The following is a 22,283-nucleotide window of genomic DNA, read 5'->3' on the forward strand; positions in this document are numbered from 1 at the left end:
CATGTTGCGAACTTCGGAACTGACGAAGGATTTCGGCGGTCTCACGGCCGTCGATGACGTAGATTTCGCGCTCGACGACGGGGAGCTGTGTTCGCTCATCGGACCCAACGGTGCCGGGAAGACCACGTTCTTCAACCTACTGACGGGCGTGTTGACCCCGACCCGCGGGACCGTCGAAGTGCGCGAGCAGGGAGGCTGGCGCGACGTGACCGACGCCACGCCCTACGAGACCGCGAATCTCGGCCTGCACCGCTCGTACCAGATAACGAACGTCTTTCCGACCAGCACGGTACTGGAGAACGTCCGGGTCGCCGCGCAGGCCGCCTCGAACGACGGCGCGAAGCTTTGGCGCAACGCCGAGGCGTTCGAGCGCCACCGCGAGGAGGCCCACCGAATCCTCGACCGCGTGGGTCTCGCCGACGAGGCCGACACCGCGGCCGAGAGCCTGAGCCACGGCGCGAAGCGCCAGTTGGAGGTCGGTATCGCCCTCGCGGGGGACCCCGACGTACTCCTGCTGGACGAACCCAACGCGGGGGTCTCCTCCGAGAGCGTGGACCGCATTATCGACCTCATTGAGGACGTGGCGACCGACCACGCGGTCCTGCTCGTGGAACACAACATGGACATCGTGATGAACGTCTCTGACCGCGTCGTGGTGCTGAATCAGGGCGCGGTCATCGCGGAGGGACCGCCCGAAGAGGTTCGGGGCGACCCGACCGTGCAGGAGGCGTATCTCGGCGGCTACGAGGCCGGGAGCCTCGACGCCGACGAAACTGCGCCCGACGCCGACGCCGCGGACGCCGGGACCGACCCGGAGGAGGGGACGGCGTGACGCCGACGCTCTCCGCCGCGGCGCGCTCGGTGCGACGGACCACGGGCGAACGCTCGGTGACTCGTAGAGAATCGGGCGGGACTGAAAGGGGCCGACCGCTCGCGTTTACGTGGTCGTCTCAGCGACCCCTATCTCGGCCGGGCGGTGCAGAGAGGCCGAGATATGTTGGTGAGCGACCGCGAGCGGTCGGGGGCTTTCGAGAACTTCGTAGTACCACATGCGCCCTCGGTCGCTCGACAGACGCTGCAGACGACCACTCCACGGAGGAATTACCATGACCCTACTCGAAGTCGAGGACGCCCACACCTACTACGGCGAGAGCCACATCCTCGAAGGCGTCTCGCTCGAAGTCGAGGAGGGCGAAGTCGTCGCCCTCGTGGGCCGCAACGGCGTCGGCAAGACGACCACGCTCCGGACCATCCTCCAGTTGACCCCGCCGAGCGAGGGCGCGGTCCGCTACCGCGGCGAGGACGTGACCGGACTAGAGACCCACGAAGTCGCCAAGATGGGCGTCGGGTGGATTCCCGAGGAGCGGCGCATCTTCACGCAACTCTCCGTCGAGGAGAATATTCGCGTCGCGGTGCCCGACGGGACGGACGCCGACGCGGCGGTCGAACGCGCTTTCGAGACGTTCCCCGACCTGCGAGACCACAAGGGCCGCGACGCCGGGAACCTCTCGGGTGGCCAACAGCAGATGCTCGCGCTCTCGCGCGGGTTGGTCGGCGACAACGACCTCCTGCTGGTGGACGAACCGAGCGAGGGTCTCGCGCCGCTCATCGTCGAGCGCGTGGCCGAGGCCCTGAACGACGCCGCAGACGACACGACCATCCTGCTGGTCGAGCAGAACCTGCCGCTGGCGCTCGACCTCGCGGACCGCTTCTACGTCGTGGACAACGGGCAGGTGGTCGAGTCCGGGAACGCCGACGAGACTTCGGCCGACGACGAACGACTCAGGAGGTATCTCAGCGCATGACTGGATTCGAATCGACACTGGCGAACCTCGTCGTGATGGCGGGGTTCGCAGACGCACTCGGACAGTTCCTCCGGCCGGAGAATCTGGCGGCCGTCCTCGTGGACGGACTGGCGAAGGCCGGACTCTACGTGATGATTGCGAGCGGTCTGACCCTCATCTTCGGACTGATGGGCGTGCTGAACTTCGCGCACGGTTCGATGACGATGATCGGGGCGTATCTGGGCGGCCTGATAATGGTCGGTCTCGTCGGCGGGAGTACCGGATTCGGCGCGAACCTGCTGTTTTTCTTCGTCGCGCTCGCGGCGACGTTCGCGCTGCTGGCGGGTCTCGGCGGCGTCGTGGAGGTCGGTCTCATCCGGCAACTCTACGACCGACCGCCGGTCTACCAGATTCTACTCACCTTCGGGTTGACGCTGATTCTGGACGAAATCGTCCGCATCGTCGTCCTCTTCTACGGGATGCAACCGACTAGCGACTGGCAGGCCGCGCTGGGCACCAAGCCCGCCGCGCTCGCCGAGTCGGTCGATTTGGGCATCGTCTCGGTCAGCGGTCTCTCGCTGTTCGAAATCGCGTTCGGGACCGCCACGGTCGCGGGTCTCTGGGCGTTCCTCACCAAGACGCGCTACGGGATGATAATCCGGGCCGGGAGCGAGGACGCCGAGATGACCGAAGCGCTGGGCATCGACGTGCGCCGGGTGTTCACCGTGGTCTTCGCGCTCGGTGCGGGCGTCGCGGGCGCGGCCGGGACGCTCCTGATGTGGGACCCCGCGTGGGGTGCCAGCGTCCCCTTGGCGGCCGACACCTTGCTCCCGGCATTCGTCGTCGTCATCATCGGCGGTCTCGGCACCTTCCGGGGCACTGTCGTCGCGGCGGTCATCGTCGGGATGACGGACGCCACGATGACGTGGTGGTTCGTCAACGAGATAGAGTTCGCGGGCCTGCCCGAGATGACCATCTTCCTCATCCTCGTGGTGATGCTCGTCCTGCGCCCACAGGGACTGTTCGGCGTCGAGGAGGTGGGCGGCCATTAGCACCGAAACCGCAGACGCCGCTTCGTCCGATTCCACCGCGGAATCGGCGGCGTCGTGGCCGGTTCGCTACGCCCGCGAGCAGACTGCCCACCTCGTAGTCATCGCGCTGTTGGCGGCCTACCCCGCGCTCTACTCGGCGCTGATAACCTCGCCGCTGAGTTCCGAGATGGTCGCGGTCCTGCCCAAAGTCGAGACGATGGTCGCGGTCCTCTACTTCGGACTGTTCGCCATGTCGTTCGACTTCATCAGCGGCTACACGGGCTATCTCTCCTTCGGCCACGCGGCCTTCTACGGCGCGGGGGCGTACTTCGTCGTCCTCGCGTCGAACGGGAAGATACCCCTCGTCGCAACGGACACGTCGTTCGTCGTCCTGCTCGCGCTGGCGGGACTCGTCGCGGTCGTCCTCGCGTTGCTCATCGGCGCGGTGTCGTTCCGCCTCTCGGGCGTCTATTTCGCCATGATTACGCTTGGCTTCTCGCAGGTGCTGTACGTGTTCGTCCGCGGATGGGACTACGCCGCCTCGAACCCGCGGGATGGTCCCGCGGTCCTCGAACGCACCGACCCGTTCAGCGTCGGCGTCCCCGGCGTGGACTCGCTGAACCTCGCCATCGGCCAACTCGCGGGCGACAGCGTTGAGGGCTTGCTCGGCGTCCTGAACTTCGGGACGACCGAGGTGTCGTACTACATGATCGGTCTCGTGGTGTTGGTCTGTTACTTCGCCATGCAGCGCATCATCCACTCGCCGTTCGGCCGCGTCCTCGTCGCTATCCGCGAGAACGAGGAGCGCGCCGAGGCGGTCGGCTACAACACCTTCTGGTACAAACTCGGCGCGTTCGCGGTCAGCGCCTTTTTCGCCGCGGTCGCCGGGGGCCTGTTCGCGGGCTTCCAGCGGTCGGTCTCGCCCGAGAACACCTTCTACTTCCTCGTGACCGGCGACGCACTGCTCGCGTCCATCATCGGCGGATTCGGCACGCTCGCCGGGCCGCTGTACGGGTGGCTCTTCGACGAGAGCGTCACGGAGTTCCTGTCGAAGACCGGCGAGGGCGGCGGACTGCTCCCGTATCTCCGGGAACACCTCGGCGAGGCGACGATGACGACCGAACTCTACAACGGGCTGACGGTCGGCCAGACCATCGACACGTTCCTGAACGGCCACGCCGAACTCTACGTCGGCGTCATCTTCGTGCTGTTCGTGCTGTTCGTGCCGAACGGTCTGCTCGGCACCGTCCGAGACCGCCTCGGCGGTCCGGTCGGCGAGCAAGTCGCCGCGCGACTGCGAGGTGACGAGGAATGAGCGGGAACGAATCGACGGGCGACGGTCCGACGAACGGCGAACCGCCGAGCGACGACTCCGCGGTCGGACTCACGGGCTACGGAACCTACGTGCCCGAGCGAGTCCTCACCGGCGAGGAAATCGCCGCCGAGAGCGACATCCCCGAGGAGGTCGTCGTCGAGAAGATGGGCGTCCGCGAGAAGCGGGTCTGTCCGCCCGACGGCGACCACGCCACCGACATGTGCGTGAGCGCCGCCGAGGACGCCCTCGCGGATGCCGACCTCGCGCCCGCAGACGTGGATATGGTCCTCTACCACGGGTCGGAGTTCAAGGACTTCGTGGTCTGGAGCGCCGCGGCGAACGTCGCGGAACGCCTCGATGCCGAGGACGCCTTCGCGGTCGAGAGCTACGCGCTCTGTGCGGGCGCGCCGTTGGCCATCCGGCAGGCCAAGTCCCAACTCCTCGCCGACACTCCCGAGACCGCACTGCTGGTCTCGGCGAGCCGGGAAGAGGACTTGGTGGACTACGAGAACGAGGACTCGTCGTTCATGTTCAACTTCGGGAGCGGGGCCTGCGCGATGGTCTTGGAGGAGGCTCCCGACGAGTCGCGCACGCGGGCGGTCGTCCGCGAGAGCGCTGCCGTCACCGACGGCAGTTTCTCGGAGGACGTGGTGATGCCCGCGGGCGGGTCCCGAAACCCGACCAGTCATACGACCGTCGAGCAGGGGCTTCACACCCTCGACGTGCCCGACCCCGAGGGCATGAAGGAACGACTGGCCGACGCCAGTCTCCCGAACTTCCTCGACGTGGCCGACGACGCCTTGGCCCGGTCGGGCTACGACCGCGACGACCTCGACTTCGTGGCGCTGACCCACATGAAGCGGTCGTTCCACGATATTTTGACCGGGAAACTCGACGCCGAGAACTACTACCTCGACGAGTACGGACACGTCCAGAGCGTTGACCAGATTCTCGCGCTCGACGAGGCGCTATCGCGCGGACTGGTCGCGGAGGGCGACCTGCTCTGCTTCCTCGCGGCCGGAACCGGCTATACGTGGGCCGCCACCGTGTTAGAGTGGCAGGGCTGAAGCCCGGCGTCGTTTTTCGCGTCGCCGCGAACGAGAACCGACGCCCGAGACGGCGAGAGGGAAGTTTATATCCGTCAGTTGGGACAAGACGTTCCCGTGCCGGTACCTACGGATTCGATACGGTCCGGGTTGAACTACCTGAAGGCGTTCCTCGACAACGAGGGAGACATCTTCGTCATCGACATCGGACGGGACGATATTCACTCGGAACCGCTCCTCTTGACGACATGGGACGGGGCCACATCACCCCAAGACGAGTCGTTCGCGCACGCGGTGTTCGACCCCGAACACATGACGCGGTCGTACGCCCCGGAGGAAAACATCCGAGTGACGTACGACGACGGTGCCGCCCCGGCAGGCGGAGAGTACGTTGGCGAGTGGTCGTCGGTATCGGTCTACGACGTGGGACGCGAGTACCGCGACTACTACAGAGAAGAGAGCGGCGATTTCTACGACCCAATCGAGAACCCGGCGGGGAAGATAGCCGAAACGCTCGACTTCTACAAGTAGTCCGACACTCCGCCGCGCCGAACTCCGAACCATCCCCAGAGATGTCCGGACCCTGCACGAATGCCACGGTGGAACGAAATCGGCTTTGTTTCTAAATCGGGTTTTATACCCTTTCGTGATTGGCGATGTAAACGATGACAGAATCCAGTTTTACGCGCTCTATCTGACGCGGTTCGAATCCGGGTTCGGCGTCGTCACGCTGTTGACGCTCCTGCCGAGATACATCATGCGGAACTCGCCGCCGCCAGAGGCGCGAGGTCGGGAGGGGTCGGGCGGTGTGGTGCAGAGTGAGGCGGACTGATTTCCATCTCGTTGCTTACAAATACGACGCGTCCCACCGAACCGGCTTCTTCGTGTTCCCGCAGTCGTTGCACTCCAACCGCTCCATCGAGTCCATCGCGGTGTCGAAACTCTCGCAGTTCGAGCAGAAGTAGCCGTAGAGGTCCTCGCCGTCCTCGTCGGTGTAGGCCGCGTAGAACGGGGCCTTCGACCCGCGGTCGCTCTCGGCCCAGTTGACCGAGAGCGTCTGGCCCTCGAACTCGCGGGTCTCGTACTTCGCTCGGCCCTCGTGGACGTAGACGTTCTCGACGTGGCTCTCGCCGCCGATGTCGCGCTCGCGCTCGCTGGCCTTCTCGAAGCCGTTGGCCTCGTAGAAGGCGCATCCGGCCTCGTTCTCCGCGAGGACTTCGGCCGCGATGCGCTCGACGCCCCGCTCCGAGAGCGTGGCCAGCGTCTGATTCAGCAGGGTCGTCCCGACGTTCTCGTCGCGGTTGTCAGGGTTGACGTGCAACCAGAGGATGGTACCGTCCTCCTCGGCCACGAGGTTCTGTGAGAAGCCGACGACCTCGTCGCCAGCGACCGCGAGGAGATAGAGCATCCCCTCTTCGTCGATTTCGGCTTCCATCGCGTCGTCGGCGTACCACTCCCCCACTGCGGTCTCGATGACCTCCTCGTCGAGTACGTCGGCGTAGGACGCCCGAAGCGATTCCAGCGCGACGCTCCGAATCCCGTCCACGTCCCCCGATTCGGCCTCGCGGATTTCGATACTGTCGGAATCGGCCTCTCTCTGTCCCATGCTCCCTGCATTCAACGTTCTCACTGATAAACGTTCGACCCGATTCGCGCAAATCAGACGAAAAGCCGACGTTCGTAGCGAGGAATCCTGTATTCTACCTCGACTGTCCGGGAAATAGTCCAGAACTGTCTACTCGTCGGATTTCCGAGTCCAGTAGGTCTTTGGGACCGGGCGACCAAGCGCGGGCATGGACACCGCACTCGTCATCGGCGGCACCCGGTTCATCGGCCGCCACCTCGTCTCGGAACTGCGCGACCACGACTACGACGTGACGATTTTCAACCGCGGGAACCACGACAACCCCTTCGCCGACGCGGAGGGCGTCACCCACTACGAGGGCGACCGGAGCAACGAGACCGCGCTCGAACAGGCCCGCCGTGAGGTGGACCCCGACGCTGTCTTCGACTGCGTGGCCTACAAGCCCCGAGAAGTTCGGGCCGCGACGGAGATATTCTCGGACGCCGACGCCTACGTCTACATCTCGTCGGGCGACGCCTACGGCAACGAGGAGATTCCCAAGCGCGAGGACGAGACCGAACTCCGGCCCTGCACGCGAGAGCAGGCGACCGACGACTCGGGTGACACCTACGGCAACCGGAAGGCCGAGGGCGACCGCGCAATCGAGGCGGCCGCCGAGCGCGGCGTGAACGCCTACAGCGTCCGGCCCTGCATCGTCTACGGTCCCCACGACTACACCGAGCGACTGGACTACTGGATAGATAGAGTTGCGAACTACGACCGCGTGGTCGTCCCCGGCGACGGCGACAACGTCTGGCACCGCGCCTACGTCGAGGACGTGGCGAGCGCGCTCCGGGTCGTCGCCGAGGAGGGGACGCCCGGCGAGTCCTACAACGTCGGCGACCGCCGCGTCGTGACGATAGACGAGATGCTGAACCTCATCGCCGACGCCCTCGATACGGACCTCGAAATCGTTCACGCTGGCGAGCGCGAACTCGCGGCCGCGGACCTCTCGTCCGACGACTTCGTGCTATATCGGGATTATCCGCACGTCCTCGACACCGACAAACTGGCGAGTCTCGGATGGGACTCGACGCCGCTCCCGGCGGCGATGGCGACGACTGTCGAGGAACACCTCGACAGCGACCGCGACGGGAGCGAGTACGACCCCGGACGCGAGGCCGAAGAGCGCGTGCTGGGCGTGCTGGACACGCTCTGACCGCGCGAGGCGGGCGAATCGTCAATCCGGGCGAACCGTCGCGGTGGGCGGTCCGACGCGATACGTACCCGACTCTCGGCTGAAGCGGCCGTTACCCCCGACGTTCGACCGTTCGCAGGCCCGCGCTACCATCCTCAGGTAGTTGATAACAAATACCCTCGATGGCGATTGCCAAGCTATGCCACTGCATCGTCGTCGCAGAACGTCGGTCTCACCCCTCCGACGATGATACGCGAGGCGATTCGGACGACCGTCAGAGCCGTCGGCGTCGTCTGCCTGACGGTCGTCGAGGTCACCGCGCTGTCGGTGTGGCTCGGGTTGGTCGGCGACGCCGCCCCGCTGTCGGCGTCGGCGCTGGTCGGCGTCGTCGGTCTCTCGGCCGGGATGCTCGTGGAGGCGTTGCTCGCCCACGTCACGGTCAACGGGTGGGGTCGGGCGATTCCGGCGCGGGCGCTCGCTGGTCTCGCGCTCGCCGAGACCGCGCTCTGGGTCGGGTGGTTCGGCGCGGTCGAGGTGACCGCCGGACTCGTCGGCGTCATCGGCGTCGGTCTCGTCTTCGCCGCCGCGCTCGTGGCCCGCCACACCGTCGCGGACAACGTCGTCCGTGGTCGGAACGCGCTCGCCTCGCTGGTCCAGCGCGCGACCATCGGGACGGCGGTGCTTCAGGCCGCGGGCGCGACGGCGTGGGTCGTCGTCGTCACGGGACGGGTGGCCGTCCCGCAGTGGGTCGTGGCGGTCCCGACCGCTGGCTTCTCGACGAACGCGGTGGTCGGCGCGGGTCTTCTCGCGGCCGCGGCGTTCGCCCGCCACTTGCTGGCGGTCCGCCACGCGCTCCGCCGACCGCCGCGGGCGTCGCAGTCGGCGTGGCGCTCCTCGCGGAGTCCGCTCCGGGAGTAGTCGAGCGCGGAGTGTCATTGTCCACGGAATGCGCTCGGTGGGAGGGTCCACAGGATGCGCCCCATGTCGCAGTCCACGGGACGCGCCGCGTCTGCGCTCGCGCTTGCGGTCCTGCGCGAGCGCAGACGCAAGCGGGGAGGTTCGGGGCGCGGTGCTGTGCGGGGCGGTGCGGTCGCGGTGACTCCTCGTCATCGGCAGTAGTCCGTCTCTCGCGTTCGTCACCTTCCTCCGCGGAGAGCCGAACAGCAATAGTTCGCTGGGAGTCGGACACAGTTCTTCCACCGAAACCCAATCTCGCGGAACCGCCAGAGACGTAAACTGTTTTGCCCGAGCACGAGAGAGTAGCGGGTATGTTCGACAAAACGACGTGGATTCGCCTGCCGCGGAACGTGCTGGTGGGCCACGGCGTCCTCGACCAGACCGTCGAGGCGGTCTCGGAACTCCACCTGCACGGGCGGCCGCTGGTCGTCACCAGCCCCACGCCCCGGCAGATCGCCGCCGAGCGCGTCGCCGCCGACTTCGAGGACGCGGGCGAGAACCCCGCGGTGGTCGAAATCGCGGAGGCGAGTTTCGAGGCGGTCCAAGAGGTCATCGCCGTCGCCGAGGAAGTCGATGCGGGCTACCTCGTCGGCGTCGGCGGCGGGAAGGCCATCGACATCGCCAAGATGGCGAGCCACGACCTCGGCCGGGGGTTCGTCTCGGTTCCGACTGCGGCGAGCCACGACGGCATCGTCTCGGGCCGCGGGTCGGTCCCCGAGGGCGATACGCGCCACAGCGTCGCCGCGGAGCCACCGCTGGCGGTCGTCGCCGACACCGAGATTCTGGCGGACGCGCCGTGGGAACTCACCACGGCCGGATGCGCCGACATCATCAGCAACTACACCGCCATCAAGGACTGGCGGCTGGCAAACCGGCTTCAGAACGTGGAGTACCACCACTACGCCGCGGCGCTCGCCGAGATGACTGCCGAGATGCTGGTGGACAACGCCGACTCCATCAAGCAGGGACTCGAAGAGTCCGCGTGGGTCGTCGTCAAGGCACTGGTCTCCTCGGGCGTGGCGATGTCCATCGCCGACTCCTCGCGGCCCGCCTCCGGCGCGGAACACCTCTTTTCCCATCAGTTGGACCGGATGGTCCCCGACGCCGCGCTTCACGGCCATCAGGTCGGCGTCGGCACAATCGTCGCGGAGTATCTCCACGGCGGCAACTGGCAGGGCGTCCGCGACGCGCTGGCGACCATCGGCGCGCCGACCACGGCCGCACAACTGGGCATCGACGACGAGACGGTCGTTGCGGCGCTGACCGCCGCCCACGAGATTCGGGACCGCTACACGATTCTGGGCAACGGAATGAGCGAAGCGGCCGCCTACGAGGCCGTCGAGACGACCGGCGTTATCTGAGAAGCGCGTCTCTTCGAGAGGCGAGCGATTCGACGCTTACTCGTCCTCTGCGACGCGGAGGAACGCGAGCGCACCGCCGAGCAGGGCGGTGTTTTTCAGGAAGTGAATCATGTGCTGTTCTTTCTCTTGGTCGTCCTCTTTCGCCCAGAAGTCGTGCATGACCGGCGTGATGGCTACGAGGAAGGTGGCGACCGCTCCGGCCGCGAGTCGGGGGAGTTTCCACGCGGCGACGCCGAGACCGCCGAACAGCAGGCTTCCGCTGATGGCCGGGACCGACCGGTCGGCCATCGGTGCGCCCTCGCTCTCGGCGTAGGCGATCATGTCGTCTAGCTCCCGGAAGTTGTCTATCGCCGTGAACGCCAGTACGCCGCCGAACAGGACGCGAGCGAGTTTGAACGACGAGGAGTGAGTCTCGACGTTCTTGCTACTCGCGCTCTCTTGGTTCTGTTCTGCGGTTTCAGCGACGCTATCGGCCGATTCGCTGTCAGATGGTGACATGGAAATCCGTAATCGCGTGGGCGACTTACGTCTGTTCGCCGCGTTCGAAATCGCCGGTATCGGTTGGGTTGGGTTGGGTTGGGTTGGGTTGGGTTGGGTTGGGTTGGGTTGGGTTGGGTTGGGTTGGGTTGGATTGAGTGTTTCGTCGCAACTGCCGAACTTCGCTACTCGTGAGCACGCTCCGAGAACGAGAACGACGCTACCCGAGGTCGGTCCGCTCGAAGCGCAGGTAGCCCACCAGTAGGGGCAACAGAATCCACGCGCCCAGAATGACGAGCGAGAACTCGGCTTCGAGGTAGAACGGCGTCGAGGGGTCCGCGGGCGGAATGTCACGGTAGCCCTCGGGGAACGCCAGTCGGAGCGATTGGAGGTACGCCGCCGCGGGACTCAGCGACTGGACGAACGCCTCGGTGTTTTGCGAGAGCGCGACTCCCAGCGTGTCCTCGAAGACGAACCGGAGCGCGCCGACGACCGAGAACGCCGACCCCTGAATCCAGAGGATGTTGAACACGAAGAAGTAGCCGACCGACCCGGCCATCGCCCGCGAGCGCGAGGCGGTCAGCGCCGAGATACCGATGGCGACGGCGACGTACGCCAGCGCGAAGTAGAGGACGAGCGCGACGACCCGAGCGAACGTTGCGAGTTCGAGAGCGGGGTAGAGCGCCGCGGTCAGCGCCGCGCCGACGGCGAACGCCACCGTAATCGCGCCACAGACCAGTCCGGCCCGCGAGAGGAACTTGCCGAACACCACGTCGCGGCGACGGTTCGGAATCGACAGCAGGAACTTGATGCTTCCCGACTCGCGCTCGCCAGCGACGGCGAGGTAGGCCGCCACCAGCGCGACTAAGGGGATGAACAGGATGGCCAGCCCCGACATGTTCCAGAGCTGTCGCAGGACCGAGGGGTCCTGACCCGTACTGCCGGTGTAGAAGAACAGCGCGGCGAACAGCGTGTAGATGCCCCCGACAAACCAGAGGAGTTTCGCGCGGCGAACGTCCTTGAAGTCCTTGCTGACAACGGCGCGGAGACTCATGCCGTCACCTCCGAGGCGTCTTCGGGTTCGGCGTCGGTTTCATGCGCCTCGCTCCCGGTCGCGCCGGTTCCGTCGCCGGGGTTAGTCGCGGTGTACTGGTTGAACAGGTCTTCGAGCGACGACTCCTCGGAGTGGATGTCCCGAACCGTCGTTTCCTCGTCGATGCGCTTGAGGACGGTCATCTTCGCGCCGGGGTCCGAGCAGACCGCGGTCACGTCGGTTCCCTCGACGCTCGCGCGCTCGACGCCCCCGAGGTCCGCGAGTGCGGTTGAGTCGAAGCCCTCGGGCACGCGGTCCACGGTGGCGGTAATCTGGCTGGTTCCGCCGGTCGATTCCCGGAGACCCGCGATGGTGTCCTCGGCGACGAGGCGGCCGTTGCTCATGATGCCCACGCGGTCACAGACCGCCTCGACCTGCGGCAGGATGTGACTGGAGAAAAAGACGGTCGTTCCCCGGTCGGCCTCCTCGCGGAGCAGTTCGCGCATCTCCTGAATCCCGTTGGGGTCGAGTCCCGAGGAGGGTTCGTCCAGAATCAGCAGGTCGGGGTCGCCGACCAGCGCCATCCCGAGCGCGAGGCGCTGGCCCATTCCCTTTGAGTACCCGCCAGCGCGTCGCTGGCGGTCCTCGCGGCCGAGACCCACCCGGTCGAGAATCGCGTCGGGGTCGGCGTCCGCGCCCTTGGTCTGGGAGACCCACTCGACGTGTTCGCGGCCGGTGAGTCGGTCGTAGAGGGTCGCGCCCTCGGGGAGGACGCCGACGCGCTCGCGGATGGCTTGAGTTTCGCGCTGAGCGTCGTGGCCCAGCACCTCCGCGGACCCCTCGCTCGGCCGGATGAAGTCCAGCAGGAGGTTGATGGTCGTGGACTTGCCCGCGCCGTTCGGCCCGAGGAAGCCGAATATCTCGCCGGACTCGACGGTCAGGTCGAGCGAATCGACGGCGACCACGTCCGCGCCGAACCGTTTGGTCAGTCCGCGAGTCTCTATCGCGGGCATGAGTGGAGAATCGTCGCGTCGGGGTCGGTCTCTCGGGCGGCGCTGGGCGATACCCGGAGTCGGTTCGTCGGGACGTCAGTGGCGGACGGCGGGTGTCTCGTCGGTTTCACGGACGAACGAAAGGCCACGAGGAATATAAAAGCTCCCGCACAGTTGCCAGCTCTGCAACTGCGCCCGGCGTTTTCGCGGGCGAGTCGGAGAGCGCGCACACGCGATTTCGGGCGGTTAGGCCGGGCCTACTCAGACGTGTTTGCCGAGGAAATCGGCGACCGTCGTGTACGCCTCGATGCGGTTCTCCAACTTCGTGAATCCGTGGCCCTCGTCCTCGAAAATCAATTTCTCGACGGGCACACCCTGCTCGGCCGCCGTCTCGGCTATCTGCTCGGCCTCGCCCACCGGGACCCGAGGGTCGTTCGCGCCGTGGAGGACCAGCAGGGGCGCGCGGATGTTCTCGACGTTGTTCGTGGGACTGATGGACTCCAAGAACTCGCGGTCGTCGGCCAGCGACCCGTACTCGGCCTCGCGGTGTTCGCGCCGCCAGTCGCCCGTGTTTTCGAGGAACGTGACGAAGTTGGCGATGCCGACCACGTCCACGCCCGCGGCCCAGAGGTCGGGATACTCCGTCAGGGCCGCCAGTACCATGAACCCGCCGTAGGACCCGCCGAAGGCGACGACGCGCTCGGGGTCGATTTCGGGCCGGTCGTGAAGCCACTCGACGCCCTCCGCGATGTCCCGAACCGAGTCCATGCGCTTTTCCACGTCGTCAAGATGGGTGTAGGCCGTGCCGTACCCCGTCGAACCGCGGACGTTCGGTTCGAAGTAGGCGTAGCCGCGGTTCAAGAAATACTGCTTGACCGGATGGAACGTCGGTCGGCGTTGGCTCTCGGGACCGCCGTGGATGTCCACGATGACGGGCGTCTCGCCCGGTGTCGCGTCTTCAGGCACCGAGAAGAAGGCCGGAATCTCGCGGCGCTCGCCCGACTCGTCGTCGTCAAACGTCTCGTAGCGAACCAACTCCGGTTCCACGAAGGACTCTTTGGGCAGGCCCGCGGTCGCGGCGTCGGTCCAGCGCTCGGTCTCGCCGGATTCCACGTCCACGACGGAGACGTTGGTGTTCTCGGCGCTTCCCGTGACGCCGAACGCCACCCGCTCGGCGTCGCGGTCGAAGACCCCGGTGCCGGTGACGGCTTTCGGGAGGTCGGGCGTGGGGAACGTCTCGAACTCGGTCTCGCCGGTGAGTTCGCCGACCGTGAGGTCGGTGTAGCCGTCTACGTTTCGACCGAAGACGAACCGACCGGTGTCCTCGTCCACGGTGACGCTCTCGACGTTCCACTCCCCGCCCGAGGCGACCGTCTCCAACGCTCCGGTTTCGAGGTCGAGACGCGCGAGGTACATCGTATCGGCACCCTCGTCGGTGCGCAGGTAGAGCGCGTCGCCGTCGGGACCCCAGTTAACCGACTGATAGCGAACGTCGCCCCCGTGGGGCGTCACGCAATCGAGGTCGCCGGTAGCGAGGTCGAGGACGTACACGTCGTAGTCGAAACTGGAGTGCATCTCGGTGACGGCGAGGCGGTTCCCCTCGGGACTCCACCCCGCGACCGTGAGCCAACCGTCGCCCTCGTAGACCATCTCGGCGTCGTCGCCGCACTCGTCGCGGCCCTGCACGTACACGTCGAAAACCGACTCGTCGCGCCGGTTCGACGTGAACGCGAACCTCGACCCGTCCGAGTTCCACTCGCCCCAGTGGTGGATGGCCTCGGGCATGTCGGTCAGCGGCGTGACGGTCTCGCCGTCGGCGTCGAGTCGGAACAGTTGGGTGCGCTCGTCGCCGCCCTGGTCCATCCCGAAGACGAGTTCGTCACGCTCGGGCGACCAGTCCGCGAAGCTGACTTCCTCCTCCTCGAAGGTGAGTTGCTGGGGCCACTCGCCGGGTTCGTCGAGTCGCCATACCTGCGGTACGCCTGTCGTATTCAGCAGGAACGCGAGTTCCCCGTTAGGACCGAACGTCGGGACCCTCGCGCTCCGGACGTTGAGATAGCGCTCGAAATCGTACGTTGGCATGCGAACAGATTGCAAGCCGACGGTCAAATCGCTTTGGTCTCCGGAAGTCGTCGCGTGCGCCGGGGACGCGCGCGGAAACAGTCGATTACGCCGCCCCTCGCGGGAGTAACGGCGGGTTCCGACTGCGCCGCGACGCGCCGCCTGCCGGGGTCCGAGCGCGTCGAGGGTCCCGTTCAGTCGGGTGGTCGCTGATGGCGGTCGGTCGCCGAGCCTCGACCCGACGGGTTTGGCGACTGGTCTCGTTTCGGGTATCTCCCGGAATGGAGAGTTTCGTCCGGCAGCGAGCGCGCAACTTTTGGTTGAACCGTTGAACGATTCTCGCCGGGAAGTGAACGGTCGAATCCGTTTATCCGGCGTTCTATCGTCTGTTTTCTACGGTACGCATGGCTACTGAAACCACACGCCCCTCTCGGGAGGAAGTATTCGACGCCGTCAAGAATCTCCGGCGTCGGTACGTTCTCTACTATCTCCAGCGATACGGCGGCGCTGTTGACCTCGGCGAACTCGCCGAGCAGGTCGCGGCGTGGGAGAACGACACGACCGTCTCGAACGTGTCGCCGGGAGAGCGCAAGTCCGTCTACAGCGCGCTCCATCAGACCCATCTCCCGAAGTTGCAGTCGGCGGGCGTCCTCCGGTACGACCCCGACCGGAGTCTGGTCGAACCCACCGAGCGAGCCGAGCGACTGGAACTGCAACTGGCCAGCGACCCCCAGACCTCGGTCCCGTGGCACCGGCTTTACCTCGCTCTCGCCGCCGTGAGCCTCGTCCTGCTGGCCTCGGTCTGGGTTGACCTCTACCCCTTCACTCTCCTCTCGGGCGTCCAGTACGCACTCGTAGTCATCTCGGTGTTCGGTGCGACCGCGCTGTGTCACACCTACGACCTCCGGCAGTGGCGTCGCCGGGCCGACAACGCTGCGCCGGATTTCATCCTCGAACTGAACGACTGAGCGCCACCGCACGCACCGAGAGAGCGAGCGCCACCGAGCGACCCCCGACCGGCCGCCCCGCGGACCCAAAGAGTTGGGTTTTTAGTGGCCCGCTTCGTGGCGAAACGTATGCGCGTCGCGTTCGTCTCGGAAACGGTCGCTCAACACCGCCAGACGGGGGCAACGCGACGAATCCGGCGCACCGCCGAGGCGCTCGCTGGCCGGGGTCACGACGTGGTCGTCTGCTGTGGACAGTGGTGGGACGGCGACCACGAGACGTTCGAGCAGGACGGCGTGACCTACCGGGCAGTCACCGACGGGCGCGGCGAGGGCCGATTCGCCGTCTCGCTCCCGGCCGCCCTCCGGGCCGCCGACCCGGACGTGATTCAGGCCACCGCCGCCGACCCGACCCACGTTCTCGCCGCGAAGGCCGCGAGCGTCTTTCTGCGCGCACCGCTTGTGGTGGACTGGTACGAGTCCCCGCAAGCGGGCGACGCCGACGACCCCGTCTGGCGACTCGCTGCGACGGTGCCCGAACTCGTTTTAGTTCCGTCCGAAACCGTCCGGACTCGCGTTCGGGAACTCGGCGCGGACGGCGAGGCGGTCCGGGTCGTGCCCAACGGCATCGACGTGGACGCCATCCGCGCGGCCGACCCCCGCGAAGTCGCCGACATCGTCTACTCCCGGCGACTCGACGCCGACGCCAACCTCGAAAGCTTGCTCCTCGCGCTGGCGGAACTGCGCGACCACGACTGGTCGGCCGTCGTCATCGGCGACGGTCCCGAACGCGACGTGTACGAGCGACAGGTTCGTGACCTGCGAATCGAGGACCGCGTCTCGTTCGCTGGCGACCAACCGCTGGAAAATCGGCTGGCGGCGTTCAAGGGCGCACACGTCTACGCCCAGACCGCCCGCCGCGAGGCGTTCCCGACCGACCTCCTCCGGGCGCTGGCCGCCGGATGTGCGGGCGTCGTGGAGTACCACGTCGAGTCCAGCGCCCACGAACTGGTCGAGCAGGAGGACCGTGCGTTCCGGACCACCAGCGAGCAGGAACTCACCGACGCGCTAATCACGGCCAGCGACATGGACCCGATGGAGTTCAACGAGAACTTCGCAGAGTACGACGAGGAGCAAGTCCTCGACAAGTACCTCGCGGCCTACGACGAGGCCGGAGACCGGATGAGTTGGGTCGAACCGGCCGCGGTGGCTGGCGGCGTCGTGTTGGTTGTTGTGTTGGTGGCGCTTCTGGTCTTCTTGCTGTAGAACGAGACCGAAATCGAAACTCCGTCGTCTCTCCTCCGAACCGTTCCGGTCGTCTATTCTCCGAACTGCTCCGGAGTATCCGCCGCCTCGACAGCGTTTACGGCGGCGACGTTCTCGGCAACGTCGTGAACCCGAACGATGTCGGCCCCGCGCTCGGCGGCGATTGCGGTCCCGGCCACCGTCGCCGCGGTCCGGTCGTCGTCTTCGCCGATGAGGTCGAACATCGACTTGTGGGAGTGGCCGACGAGGACGGGACACTCCAGCGCGTGGAACTCGTCGGTCCGGCCCAGTAACTCAAAACTCTCGGAACTCTCCTTGCCGAAGCCGAGTCCGGGGTCCACGAGTATCTGCTCGCGGTCGAGTCCGGCCTTCTCAGCCAGCAGGACCTTCTCCTCTAACTCCTCGATTACGTCCTCGACCACGTCGTCGTAGTGAACGTCTCTGTCCGGGACGACCGGGGCGTCGATGCTGTGCATCACGACGATGGGCACGTCGCGGTCGGCCGCGACGAAGCGCATCTCCGGGTCTTCGAGACCCGACACGTCGTTAAGGATGTCCGCGCCCGCGTCGAGGGCGGCCTCCGCGACGGCGGCCTTGCGGGTGTCGATGGAAATCGCGGCGTCGAGGTCTGCGATGGCCTCGATGACCGGAACCACGCGCTCGATTTCGTCTTCGACCGAAATTTCGTCCGCGCCGGGGCGAGTGGACTCGCCGCCCACGTCGATGATGTCCGCGCCCGCTTCGACCATCTCCTCGGCGCGGGCGATGGCGTCCTCGACGGCCTCGTAGCGCCCGCCGTCGTGGAACGAGTCGGGCGTGACGTTCAGGATGCCCATCACGGCGGTGCCGTCCTCCCACGGGTAGCCCCGGCGCTCGCTCTCGGTCTGGATGCCCAGCGCCTCGCGCACGTCGTCGGCGAACACCGACAGGCCGTAGGGTTGGCCGTCGAGTTTCCCGGCGAGGCGCTTGAACTGCGCGAGCGTGCCCATCAACACTACGTCCACGTTCTGGTCGTCCTGCTCGTTGGTTCCCGAGACCGCGCACTCGCCGCCGAGACTCAGCATCTCCTCTTTGAGGTAGCGCGCCTGTCGGACCTGCACGCGGGTCTTCAGCACGCGGTGGACCGCCTTGCCGCGCATCCGCCAGACGCCGGGGTCAGTCACGTCCGCGCCCGAAAGTGCCTCGCGGGCGTCGTCCAGATTCCGGATGCGCTTGGGAATCTCGGCGCGAGTCCAGCGCGTCCGGGCCTCGGCGACGGCGTACAGCGACCCCGCGACCAGTACGAGGTCGTCCTCCTCGGCGGCGTTCAGCGCGTTCTCGACCGCGCCCTCCACCGCGTTGCGGGTCAGCACCTCGCCAGCGCCCGCCTCCTCGAAGGCGCGGGCGACGACCGCCTCGTCCTCCGCGCGGTCCAGATTCGGTTGGCAGGCGACCACTCGGTCTGGCGTCGGCAGGGCCTCGGCCATCCCCCGGAGGTCCTTGTCGTGCATCGCGCCGAAGACGAGATGGAGGTCGTCGTACTCGCCGTCGAACTCGCCGACGGTCTCGGCCAACGCCTCGCACGCGCCAGGGTTGTGCGCCCCGTCGAGGGCGACGACGGGGTCACGGCCCATCACCTCGAACCGGCCGGGCCAATCAGCCTTCCGGAGGCCGCGGGCGAGTGTGTCCTCGTTCAGCGCGGTCTCCGGCAGGTCGCGGCGCGCCGCGACCTGTCGGGCCAGCGCGGCCGCCACACCCGCGTTTTGCGCCTGATACTCTCCGAGCAGGGGAATCTCGGTCTCGACGCTCCAGTCGGGACCGGCGAGCGAAATCGCGGCCTCGGTGTGGTTGGTCCGGCCGCCGTACTCGACCTGCACGTCCGGCGCTTCGGCGTCCTCACCCACACGGACGACCTCGCCCGCCTGTTCCCGTACCGCGTCCAGCGCCTCGCCGGTCGTCGCGGTCACGAGCGGTGCGTCCGCGGGCGCGACGTGGGCCTTGTCGCGGGCGATTTCCTCGATAGTCTCGCCGATGATGCCGGTGTGTTCCAAGGTGACGCTCGTGACCGCGCTGGCGACGGGGTCCACGACGCTGGTCGCGTCGTACCGCCCGCCGATGCCGACCTCCAGAATCGCCACGTCGAGGTCCTCGCGGCCGAACTGCCAGAGCGCGAGTCCCGTCATCACCTCGAAGAAGGTGGGGGCCTCGCCGTCCGCGGCCCGGTCCTCGACGTACTCTTTCACCGATTCGACGTACTCGACCAGCGCGGACTTGGGAATCTTGCGACCGTTCGCTCGGATGCGCTCGCGCACGTCGTCGAAGTGCGGAGAGGTGTAGAGTCCAACGTCGAGGTCCGCCTCGCGGAGGGCGCGCTCGGCCATTCTGGCCGTCGATCCCTTCCCGTTCGACCCGGCCACCTGCACGAAATCGACCCCCTCGTGGGGGTCGCCGAGGTGGGCGAGAAGTTCCGCGGTCGATTCCGTCCCCGGTTTGGGGCGGAACCGACGCAGGTCGAACAGGAAGTTCGCCGCCTCGTGGTAGTCCATGTCTGCGTGATGCCACGCGGCGCGCTTAGGAGTATCGGAGTCGGAAACGGTCGGGACCGCGAGCGACTGCCCGAACGACCGCGCCGAATTTTGGGTAGCACTTACAGACTTATAAATATATATTAGAAAATTATTTGTATAAATATGAAATCCGATAATACGGAGGTGACAACGTATGTTCTCGTTCCCCGTTTCGCCGCTGGATTGCGTCTGTAACGACGAAGGATGCTACTGTGGCGACTTTTAAGTAGCTCCCAAAGTCGTTGCGCCAAACTGAATCATATTTTTGCCGGTCAACCATCGACATTGGACTAGCCGCTGGTAGCGAACCGGTCTGCTCGCTCTGCCGGGATGGCACCCGTCTCGAAAGACGATACGACGAACCTACACATCGCTTATAGTTCGAACTCGCGGTCGCGCTGGTCGCGCTCCCGACGCACGCGCTCGTCGCTCACGTCCTCCTCGCGCATCAGGTCTTGAAGTCGCCGCTCGTACTCCAACTCGGTTATTTCGCCATCGACGTATCGCTCTTTCAACTCGTCGATGCGGTCCTCGGTCGTGGGTTCGAACGTTTCGGAGAGACCGAGGTCCCGAGCGCCAGCGGAGTAGCGTTCGACCGTCCGGGCGAGACCCGCGAGTCGGGCGCTCCGAGGTATCGACGCGCTCCGGACGGCGGTCACGACGAGACCGACCAGCAAGAACAGCGAGACGAACCCCAGCATCGCGGCGACGGCGACGAAGGGCGCGGCCGTCTCCAACAGGACGACCAGAATCGACGCCCCCGCGGCCGGGTCGAGAAGCGCCGTGAGGACCGCGAACGCGCCGAGCGCGGTGACGCCGACCAGCGCGAGAAGCGAGAGGATGAAGCCGCCGAGAAACACCGTGACGCGAGAGTCGTCTGCCAATCCCATCGTCGGGGTTTGGGGGCGCGAACACTTGAATATCGTCCTTCGAGCGGGGCGAGTCGTTCGTTACGAACGACTCGCGTCCGCCTCAGCTCTGCTCGGGACTCTCCGGACCGACTCCCGCGAAGTCAAAGCGGTCGGTCCGGACCAGTCCCGCCGAGAGACCGACCGCCAGCGCGACGGCGACCCAGTTGCCGAAGTAGGCGTTCATCGCGCCCCAGAGGACGACGAAGCTCACGAAGTCGTCGAGCGCGAACTCGCAGTCGGCCAGTCGGTCCGCCAGCGCCTCGCGGTCGAAACTCCACTCCACGACCGAGACCGCAATCAGGCCGCTCAGGACCCACCCGGCGTAGTTCGAGAGGGGGACGCCGTAGTAGACCCCGCCGCCGTAGTCCCAAAAGTCGAGACCGACCGCCGCGGGGTCCAGCACGAGGTCCACCACGAGGACGAGCGCGAGCGCCGCGAGGGTTCGTTTGGCGCGGGACGCCCGCGGGAGCAAGAGTAGGACCAGCAGATAGCTGTTGAGGACCAGCGGAAGGAAAAACACCGGGAGACCAATCGGGACCCCGCCGACCATCGGCCCGAGTTGAAGCTCATAGATGAACTCGCCGTAGGGAACGCCGTAGTGGACCCCGACGTACTCGATGGCGTAGCTGTAGGCCGTGATAAGTAGGAGACCGACTCCGGCCTTTCGGTCCACGAGGGGCGCGAGACCAGCCACCAGCGGCAGGCGCATCACGAGGGTTCCGAAGAGAATGAGCAGGGGGTGCATCGCCAGCCACGACGGGAGCAGCACCTGCTCGTGGCTCAGGACGAACAGCGCGGCCCCGACGAGGGGGAAGACGACCGCGATGGTGAAACGGTTCTCGCGGACGAGTCGGGAGAGTTCCGCCTCGACTCGCGCTCTAGTCACGGAGTCGCGGGTCGAGTTATCCACGCACGACCCCCCAGAGACCGCCCAAGGTCAGCACCATCCCGACCAGTCCGTTGACCGCCGGGAACCACCAGTAGGCCCGCGCTACGTCCACGTCGGTCTCGGCGACACCCGCGGCGAGCAGGGGGTACAGCAGGAGGAGCGCCCCGGCCCGGAGGTCCAGCAGGCCGAACGCTCCCGCGGCGACAAGCCAGACCGTCCCGCAGTACGCCAAGGTCGCTCGCTCACCTAGCATGGTCGCCGTCGTCCGAATCCCGGCCCGGCGGTCGGGTTCGATGTCGGGAATCGCCGAGAAGGTGTGCATCGCCATCGCCCAGAGCCACCCGCCAGCGACCGCGAGCGCCGGGGGTTGGCGGCCCGCCAAGGCGACGAACGCCGCCGCGCCCGGCAGGACGTAGAGACCGTTCGACACCGAGTCGAGCGGCGGGACGGTCTTGAGGCGGAACGGCGGCGCGCTGTAGGCGTAGCCGAGAACGAGGAACGCGACGACCCAGAGCGCCGCGCCCGCGCCAGCGGACGCGTTCGTACCGAGCGCGCCCGCGAGGAGCGCACCCGCCAGCGCGAGGCCCGCGAGACCGCAGACCGCGACGACGGCGGCGACCGCTTTCCCGCCCCGGAACCGGGCCTCGGGAGCGCCTTCACCCGTCTTCTTCGGATTCTCGGCGTCGATGTCCGCGTCGAAGATGTCGTTGACGCCGTAGAGGTAGACGTTCGCGGGCACGAGGAAGTACGCGAACAGCGCGACAGCGACGGGGGCGAACAGGTCGCTCGCGCTCTCCGCGCCGTAAGCGACCCCGACGAGGACCGGCCCGGCGAGATAGAGCCAGAACCGGGGCCGCGAGAGTGTCAGGAGATAGCCCGGCGTCGCGTTCGGTGAGCGTCCGGCCATC

21 protein-coding genes are annotated in these 22,283 nt (G+C 66.6%); 12 read left to right on the forward strand and 9 right to left on the reverse strand.

What is annotated here, in order from left to right:
• Position 1 precedes the first annotated feature (1 nt).
• The 7 genes from EP007_RS12350 to EP007_RS12380 all read left to right on the forward strand — a co-directional run bounded on the left by EP007_RS12350 (position 2) and on the right by EP007_RS12380 (position 6,008).
• A complete protein-coding gene (locus EP007_RS12350) occupies positions 2-832 on the forward strand; it encodes an ABC transporter ATP-binding protein (RefSeq protein ID WP_128477944.1) in 831 nt (276 codons plus the stop codon).
• A 274-nt stretch (positions 833-1,106) separates the two neighbouring features.
• Positions 1,107-1,805, forward strand: coding sequence for an ABC transporter ATP-binding protein (locus tag EP007_RS12355; protein WP_128477945.1), 699 nt, complete (start codon positions 1,107-1,109; stop codon positions 1,803-1,805).
• The gene (locus EP007_RS12360) at positions 1,802-2,836 is read left to right on the forward strand and encodes a branched-chain amino acid ABC transporter permease (RefSeq protein ID WP_208023495.1); all 1,035 of its coding nucleotides are present in this window, start codon (positions 1,802-1,804) and stop codon (positions 2,834-2,836) included. The genes EP007_RS12355 and EP007_RS12360 overlap by 4 nt, the downstream gene beginning before the upstream one ends.
• A 166-nt stretch (positions 2,837-3,002) precedes the next feature.
• Complete coding sequence (locus tag EP007_RS12365; protein ID WP_128478590.1) at positions 3,003-4,130, forward strand: branched-chain amino acid ABC transporter permease; 1,128 nt, start codon at positions 3,003-3,005, stop codon at positions 4,128-4,130.
• A complete protein-coding gene (locus tag EP007_RS12370) occupies positions 4,127-5,197 on the forward strand; it encodes a 3-oxoacyl-ACP synthase (RefSeq protein WP_128477946.1) in 1,071 nt (356 codons plus the stop codon). The genes EP007_RS12365 and EP007_RS12370 overlap by 4 nt, the downstream gene beginning before the upstream one ends.
• Positions 5,198-5,293: 96 nt before the next feature.
• Positions 5,294-5,707: a hypothetical protein gene (locus EP007_RS12375; RefSeq protein WP_128477947.1), complete on the forward strand. Its 414-nt coding sequence runs from the start codon at positions 5,294-5,296 to the stop codon at positions 5,705-5,707.
• Positions 5,708-5,822: 115 nt separating this feature from the next.
• Complete coding sequence (locus tag EP007_RS12380; protein WP_128477948.1) at positions 5,823-6,008, forward strand: hypothetical protein; 186 nt, start codon at positions 5,823-5,825, stop codon at positions 6,006-6,008.
• A gap of 15 nt (positions 6,009-6,023) precedes the next feature.
• Here the strand turns inward: EP007_RS12380 and EP007_RS12385 are convergent, their stop codons facing one another.
• Positions 6,024-6,782, reverse strand: coding sequence for a GNAT family N-acetyltransferase (locus EP007_RS12385; protein WP_243700383.1), 759 nt, complete (start codon positions 6,780-6,782; stop codon positions 6,024-6,026).
• Between the two features lie 187 nt (positions 6,783-6,969).
• On the opposite strand from EP007_RS12385, the gene EP007_RS12390 reads away from it, so the two are divergent.
• The 3 genes from EP007_RS12390 to EP007_RS12400 all read left to right on the forward strand — a co-directional run bounded on the left by EP007_RS12390 (position 6,970) and on the right by EP007_RS12400 (position 10,256).
• Positions 6,970-7,959, forward strand: a complete 990-nt coding sequence (locus EP007_RS12390) for an NAD-dependent epimerase/dehydratase family protein (protein WP_128477949.1) — start codon at positions 6,970-6,972, stop codon at positions 7,957-7,959.
• Between the two features lie 168 nt (positions 7,960-8,127).
• Positions 8,128-8,856 carry a hypothetical protein gene (locus tag EP007_RS12395; protein WP_128477950.1) on the forward strand — a complete coding sequence of 243 codons (729 nt, stop codon included), beginning with the start codon at positions 8,128-8,130 and terminating at the stop codon, positions 8,854-8,856.
• Between the two features lie 350 nt (positions 8,857-9,206).
• On the forward strand, positions 9,207-10,256 hold the full coding sequence (locus EP007_RS12400) for an NAD(P)-dependent glycerol-1-phosphate dehydrogenase (RefSeq protein ID WP_128477951.1): 1,050 nt from the start codon (positions 9,207-9,209) through the stop codon (positions 10,254-10,256).
• Between the two features lie 36 nt (positions 10,257-10,292).
• Here EP007_RS12400 and EP007_RS12405 read toward each other — a convergent pair whose 3' ends face one another.
• The 4 genes from EP007_RS12405 to EP007_RS12420 all read right to left on the reverse strand — a co-directional run bounded on the left by EP007_RS12405 (position 10,293) and on the right by EP007_RS12420 (position 14,840).
• Entirely contained in the window at positions 10,293-10,754 is a 462-nt protein-coding gene (locus EP007_RS12405; protein ID WP_128478592.1) for a DoxX family protein, read from the reverse strand.
• Between the two features lie 199 nt (positions 10,755-10,953).
• Positions 10,954-11,787, reverse strand: coding sequence for an ABC transporter permease subunit (locus EP007_RS12410; RefSeq protein WP_128477952.1), 834 nt, complete (start codon positions 11,785-11,787; stop codon positions 10,954-10,956).
• Positions 11,784-12,779, reverse strand: a complete 996-nt coding sequence (locus tag EP007_RS12415; protein ID WP_128477953.1) for an ABC transporter ATP-binding protein — start codon at positions 12,777-12,779, stop codon at positions 11,784-11,786. Before EP007_RS12415 ends, EP007_RS12410 begins: the two co-directional genes overlap by 4 nt.
• Before the next feature lie 240 nt (positions 12,780-13,019).
• Positions 13,020-14,840: a S9 family peptidase gene (locus EP007_RS12420; RefSeq protein ID WP_128477954.1), complete on the reverse strand. Its 1,821-nt coding sequence runs from the start codon at positions 14,838-14,840 to the stop codon at positions 13,020-13,022.
• Between the two features lie 383 nt (positions 14,841-15,223).
• Here EP007_RS12420 and EP007_RS12425 point away from each other — a divergent pair, with 383 nt between their 5' ends.
• Positions 15,224-15,787, forward strand: a complete 564-nt coding sequence (locus EP007_RS12425; RefSeq protein WP_128477955.1) for a DUF7344 domain-containing protein — start codon at positions 15,224-15,226, stop codon at positions 15,785-15,787.
• 108 nt (positions 15,788-15,895) lie between these two features.
• The gene (locus tag EP007_RS12430) at positions 15,896-17,029 is read left to right on the forward strand and encodes a glycosyltransferase (RefSeq protein WP_128477956.1); all 1,134 of its coding nucleotides are present in this window, start codon (positions 15,896-15,898) and stop codon (positions 17,027-17,029) included.
• 53 nt (positions 17,030-17,082) lie between these two features.
• Here the strand turns inward: EP007_RS12430 and folP are convergent, their stop codons facing one another.
• The 4 genes from folP to EP007_RS12450 form a co-directional block, all read right to left on the reverse strand.
• Entirely contained in the window at positions 17,083-19,554 is a 2,472-nt protein-coding gene (folP, locus tag EP007_RS12435; RefSeq protein WP_128477957.1) for a dihydropteroate synthase, read from the reverse strand.
• A gap of 395 nt (positions 19,555-19,949) precedes the next feature.
• Positions 19,950-20,465 (reverse strand): SHOCT domain-containing protein, encoded by a 516-nt coding sequence (locus EP007_RS12440; RefSeq protein ID WP_128477958.1) that lies wholly within the window; start codon positions 20,463-20,465, stop codon positions 19,950-19,952.
• 82 nt (positions 20,466-20,547) lie between these two features.
• Positions 20,548-21,372 (reverse strand): bisanhydrobacterioruberin hydratase, encoded by an 825-nt coding sequence (gene cruF, locus EP007_RS12445; protein WP_128477959.1) that lies wholly within the window; start codon positions 21,370-21,372, stop codon positions 20,548-20,550.
• Positions 21,373-21,388: 16 nt separating this feature from the next.
• On the reverse strand, positions 21,389-22,282 hold the full coding sequence (locus tag EP007_RS12450) for a prenyltransferase (RefSeq protein ID WP_128477960.1): 894 nt from the start codon (positions 22,280-22,282) through the stop codon (positions 21,389-21,391).
• Between the last annotated feature and the right edge of the window lies 1 nt (position 22,283).

The sequence above is a fragment of the Halorussus pelagicus genome (assembly GCF_004087835.1).
GTDB classification, from domain to species: domain Archaea; phylum Halobacteriota; class Halobacteria; order Halobacteriales; family Haladaptataceae; genus Halorussus; species Halorussus pelagicus.